Origin of the sequence: Streptomyces sp. KR55 (genome assembly GCF_052245645.1) — a bacterium.
Classification (GTDB): Bacteria; Actinomycetota; Actinomycetes; order Streptomycetales; family Streptomycetaceae; genus Streptomyces; species Streptomyces flavusporus.
In genome coordinates, this window is record NZ_JBQQCE010000586.1 from 1 (window position 1) to 5,236 (window position 5,236).

4 protein-coding genes are annotated in these 5,236 nt (G+C 71.3%); 1 reads left to right on the top strand and 3 read right to left on the bottom strand.

Going from position 1 to position 5,236, the window contains the following annotated elements; all coding sequences use genetic code 11:
- Positions 1-88: 88 nt before the first annotated feature.
- Entirely contained in the window at positions 89-1,297 is a 1,209-nt protein-coding gene (locus tag ACTWQJ_RS45915) for a S8 family peptidase (RefSeq protein ID WP_443312327.1), read from the bottom strand.
- Positions 1,298-1,612: 315 nt separating this feature from the next.
- On the opposite strand from ACTWQJ_RS45915, the gene ACTWQJ_RS45920 reads away from it, so the two are divergent.
- Positions 1,613-2,416, top strand: a complete 804-nt coding sequence (locus ACTWQJ_RS45920; RefSeq protein ID WP_443312328.1) for an SGNH/GDSL hydrolase family protein — start codon at positions 1,613-1,615, stop codon at positions 2,414-2,416.
- Between the two features lie 3 nt (positions 2,417-2,419).
- Here the strand turns inward: ACTWQJ_RS45920 and ACTWQJ_RS45925 are convergent, their stop codons facing one another.
- Both ACTWQJ_RS45925 and ACTWQJ_RS45930 read right to left on the bottom strand, forming a co-directional pair.
- On the bottom strand, positions 2,420-4,021 hold the full coding sequence (locus tag ACTWQJ_RS45925) for a serine/threonine-protein kinase (protein ID WP_443312329.1): 1,602 nt from the start codon (positions 4,019-4,021) through the stop codon (positions 2,420-2,422).
- Positions 4,022-4,078: 57 nt separating this feature from the next.
- A partial coding sequence (locus tag ACTWQJ_RS45930; protein ID WP_443312330.1) for a HoxN/HupN/NixA family nickel/cobalt transporter occupies positions 4,079-5,236 on the bottom strand: 1,158 nt, incomplete at its 5' end.

Sequence of the window (5,236 nt, forward strand, 5' to 3'; positions counted from 1 at the left end):
GAATGCGCTTCCTGTGGCACATATGGACATTCCCCGGAGGCGGCGGTCCGCCCCCGGGGAACTGCCTGTCACACCAGGCTCAGACGTGTCACGGGACGATCTTCAGCAGCCGGTTCGGGGAGCCGCTGCCGGGGCTGGTGACCTTGCCGGTGGTCGCTCCGCTCGTCAGCGCCGAGGCGACCTGCGCCGGGGTGGACGAGGTGTGGTTCGCGAGGTAGACCGCCGCCGCGCCCGCGACGTGCGGAGTCGCCATCGACGTACCGGAGATGGTGTTCGTCGCGGTGTCGCTGGTGTGCCAGCCGGCCGTGATGGAGGAGCCGGGCGCGAAGATGTCCAGGGCGGAGCCGTAGTTGGAGTAGCTCGCCTTGGCGTCCGTGTTGGTGGTGGCGCCGACCGTGATCGCTTCGGAGACCCGGGCCGGGGAGGACGAGGAGGCGGTGGTGCTGCTGTTGCCCGCCGCGACGGCGTAGGTCACGCCGCTGGCTATGGAGTTGCGGACCGCCGTGTCCAGCGACGCCGAAGCGCCGCCGCCGAGCGACATGTTGGCGACCGAGGGGCCGGAGTGGTTCTGCGTCACCCAGTCGATGCCGGCGATCACGCCCGCCGTGGTGCCGGAGCCGCTGTTGTTCAGCACCCGGACCGCCACGATCTTCGCCTTCTTGGCGACGCCGTAAGTGGAACCCGCGACCGTGGTGGCCACATGGGTGCCGTGGCCGTTGCCGTCGGAGGCGGTGGTGTCGCCGTCGACGGCGTCGTAGCCGTAGGTGGCCCGGCCGCTGATCTGTGAGTGGCTGATGCGGACGCCGGTGTCGATGACGTATACGGTCACGCCGCTGCCCGCACTGTCCGGATATGTGTAGGTGCCGGAAAGCGGAAGCGACGTCTGGTCGATGCGGTCCAGGCCCCAGGGGGCGTTGGACTGTGTGGTGTCGGCGAGCCGGACGCGCTGGTTCTGCTCGACGGAGGCCACCGCGGGGTCGGCGGCCAGTCTCCTCGCCTCGGTCGCGGAGAGGTTGGCGGTGTAGCCGTTCAGCGCCTTGCCGAACGTCTGCTTCACCGTGCCGCCGTACTCCTTGATCAGACCCTTGCCCTCGCTGGACGCGGCCTTGAAGCCGGCGCCCTTCTTGAGGGTGACGATGTAGCTGTCCTTGACGGCGGTGGGGGAGCCGGCCGCCAGGACCGTGCCCTCGGCCGGGGCGGCCTGGGCGGGGAGTGCGGTGAGCCCGCCCAGGAGGGCGGCGGTCGCCAGGCTGGTTGTCGCGGCGAACCGGGCCTTCTTGCTACGCAGTTGTGCCATTACGAGGGAGTCCTCCTCCAGGCGGCGCGCGCCCGGGTGGGGGCGTGCGCATGTGGGGGGTGCGCGCGTCTTCGCGCACACGGCCCGGGGCGTCGCGTACCGCCCGGGCTGCCGTAAAGCGTGGGTGAGCTACGTGCGTAGAACAAGGGAGTTGAGCACCTGTCAACAAATCTGTCATGGGCACGTAATCAACTCCAGGGTGAACGCGCAGGGTTCATGTGGAGGATGGGTGAAAAGTCTTGGCATGGACACTTCCGTTCAACACGCGTAGTTGGTACGACGGTTGAGGCAGAGATCCTGCTAAAGGGAGGTTCCATGAGACGTTCCCGACTTGTCGTGTTACTCGGCTCACTCCTCCTCGCCGCATCGGCTGCCCTCACGGGGGCCGCTCCGGCGCAGGCGTCCGAAGCCGCCGCCACCGGCTATGTGGCGCTCGGCGACTCCTACTCCTCCGGCGTCGGCGCGGGCAGTTACATCAGCTCCAGCGGCGACTGCAAGCGCAGCACGAAGGCGTACCCGTACCTCTGGGCCGCCGCCAACTCACCCTCGTCGTTCGCCTTCACGGCCTGCTCCGGCGCCCGAACGGATGAAGTCCTCGCCGGTCAACTGGCTCCGCTCAACGCGAGCACAGGTGTGGTGTCCATCAGCGTCGGCGGCAACGACGCCGGCTTCGCGGACGTCATGACGACGTGCGTACTCCAGTCCGACAGTGCCTGCATCTCCCGCATCAACACCGCCAGGGCGTACGTCGACACGACGCTGCCCGGCAAGCTCGACACCGTCTACTCGGCGATCCGCAGCAAGGCACCCGCGGCGCAGGTCGTCGTGCTCGGCTACCCCCGCTTCTACAAGCTCGGCCAGGCGTGCCTCGGTCTGTCCGAGACCAAGCGCAAGGCCATCAACGACGCCTCCGACCACCTCAACACCGCCATCCAGAAGCGCGCCCTGAACCACGGCTTCACCTGGGGCGACGTGCGCGGCACCTTCACCGGCCACGAGATCTGCTCCGGCAACTCCTGGCTGCACAGCGTCAACTGGCTCAACATCGGCGAGTCGTACCACCCGACCGCGAGCGGCCAGTCCGGCGGCTATCTGCCGGTGCTCGACAACGCCGCCTGATCCTCAGGGAGTCGGCGTAGGTGAAGGGGAGGCCCCGCCCGTCGGGGTCTCCGTCACACAGGTCACCAAGAACGCCACCACATCGGACGTCGTCCGGACCGGATCGCGGACCTCGACACTGATCTCGTTCTGATACGTCCCGCTGTCGGCGTACGTCGTCACGATCACCCGGTCCTGCCGGGTCCGCTCGCCCCCTTCGGGGAACGACAGCGTCTTCCAGCTCTCGACCTCGCCGTCCTCGGTCACCCAGCGGTAGTCCACCTCCGCGGGCAGCCGCCCCACCGTGAACGTCGCCGTGAACGCGGGAGCCTGGTCGTTCGGCGGCGGGCACGTGCCCGAGTACTCCGTGCGGGCGCCGGCGAGGGTCACCGTCACCGACTGCGGCGGGGGAGCGGTCGTCGGACTGCTGCTCGGGGTCGGTGTGGTGGGAGCGGTGGTGCCCGGGGTCGTCTCCTCCTCGGGCGCTGTCGAAGTCTCTGCTGCCGTAGGGGTGTTGTCGCCCCCTGCGGTGCGGTTGTCGCCGTCGTCGCGGTTCAGCAGCGCGTACGTGAGACCGGCGATCGCCAGCGCCAGGGCGGTGACGCCGGCGATCAGGACGACGGTGGTGCGTCGGTCGCGGCGCGGTTCGGCGACGGTTGTCGCGGCAGGGGCAGCTGGGGAGGGTTGGGGTGGAGTCGGCGGCTGCGGCTGCCGGTGGGCCGCGACGGTCGGGGCGTACGGGATGTAGGGCGTCGTCGGGGCCGTGTCCGCGCGCGGCGCGCCTCCCCCAGAGGGGGTACCCCCAGCGCCGACCAGCCGCAGGTCTTCCTCGGCCCGCGCGGCCGACAGCCGCTCGGCGGGGTCCTTGCGCAACAGCCCCTCGATGACCGGGGTGAGCGGACCGGCCCGGCGGGGCGGCGGCAACTCCTCGTCGACGATCGCCCGCAGGGTGCTCAGCGGGGTGTCGTGGCGGAACGGCGAGCTGTCCTCCACCGCCGCATACAGCAGCACGCCGAGCGACCACAGGTCCGACTCGGGACCCGGCGTGCGGCCGAGCGCGCGTTCCGGCGCGAGGAATTCGGGCGAGCCGACCACCTCCCCGGTCATGGTCAGCGCGGAGCTGCCCTCCACCATCGCGATACCGAAGTCGGTGAGCACCACCCGGCCGTCGTTCGACAGCAGCACGTTGCCCGGTTTCACGTCCCGGTGCAGCACCCCGGCCTCGTGCGCGGCACGCAGCGCGGACAGCACCTCGGCGCCGATGTGCGCCGCGCGTTGCGGGGACAGCGGGCCCTCGGCGTCCAGCAGCTCGGCGAGGGAGATCCCGCGGACCAGCTCCATCACGATCCACGGCCGGCCCTCGTCCGTGGCCACGTCGTACACCGTCACCACATTGCGGTTCGCGACCCGGGCGGCGGCCCAGGCCTCCCGCTCCAGACGGGCGTACATCCGCTCCACGTCGGCGGCCGGCAGCCCGGCCGGGGCCCGCACCTCTTTGACGGCGACCTCGCGGCGCAACACCTCGTCGCGGGCGAGCCACACCGTCCCCATGCCGCCCTCGCCGAGCGGGGACAGCAGGCGGTAGCGGCCGGCGATCACGCGTTCACTGCCCGGATCTGCGGACACCGGCGCCCCCTTCGCATCCGCGAGCGATGTCTCGTCTGATTTCTCCCCAAAAGTAGCTCAGCCGAATGCGGATGCCGCCCCCCTGAACACCAATCCGGCCCCGAGGGCGACGACGACGAACGCGGAACCCACCGGCGCGGTACGGCGGATCAGGGCGGCCAGCGGATTGGCGGTCCAGCGGGGCCGCCGGACCAGCGCCCGGGTCACGCCGCTGCCGAACCGGACGACGGTGAACCCGGCCGCGGTGAGGGTGAGCGCGAGCCCGGCGCCGTACGCGACGACGAGCAGCAGTCCGAACCAGGCCTGTCCGAGCGCCGCCGCGCCGACGAGCACGACGACGGCCGAGGGACTGGGCACGAGCCCGCCGGCGAAGCCCATGAGGATCGTGCCGCGGAGGGTGGGGGCGATGGGGTGGGAGTGGGTGTGGCCGCCGTGGCTGTGTTCGATGGTGTGGGGGTGGGTGTGCTGGTGGTCGTGATCGTGGCTGTGCTTTTTGTGCTCGGGTTCGTGGACGTGTTCGTGTTCGCGGCCGTGGGCGTGTTCGTGGGCGTGTTCGTGTTCGTGGTCATGGGTGTGCGTGTGGGCGTGGGCCTGTCCGCGGTTGCGGAACGCCCGTCGTACGAGGCCCGCTCCCGCCAGTGTCACCAGCACCCCGCTCGCGATGCCCAGCCAGGCGATCACCGAGGGTGCCGCCGCGGAGCCGGCCGTGACCAGGAGGCCGAGGGCGACCACGCCGAGGGTGTGGGTGACCGTCACCGAGGCGGCCAGGGGGAGGACGTGCCGCATACGGGCGCGGCCGCCGTGGGCTGCCGCCGTCGCGGCCATGAGGGTCTTGCCGTGGCCCGGTGCGAGCGCGTGCATCGCGCCGAGACCGACCGCGATGAGCAGGGCCAGGGCGGCGAAGCCGACGGTGAGGTCGTGCCGGGCGACCAGGGACTCCAGGGCCCGGGTCCAGCGGTCGGCGCCGCGTGGCAGGACGGACGCGGCGGGCGCGTCGCCCTGCTCCTCGGCCAGGGCGGGACCGCCGGGGCGCACGCGCAGGGACGCGGACGTCGTGTCGGCCGGGGAGGACAGCAGTTCCTCGGGATAGGCGGTCAGTCGGCGCGACGGCGACTTCTCCGGCACGTCCGACGCGGTGAGCGTCATACGGTCCCCGCGCGCGGTGATCTCCCGCCAGCCGGGGCCGGAGTCGGCGCCCGCGCTGCGGAATCCGAC

Coding starts and splice junctions, on each gene's coding strand:
- ACTWQJ_RS45915 (WP_443312327.1), bottom strand. CDS start 1,297: ATGGCACAACTGCGTAGCAAGAAGGCCCGGTTCGCCGCGACAACCAGC.
- ACTWQJ_RS45920 (WP_443312328.1), top strand. CDS start 1,613: ATGAGACGTTCCCGACTTGTCGTGTTACTCGGCTCACTCCTCCTCGCC.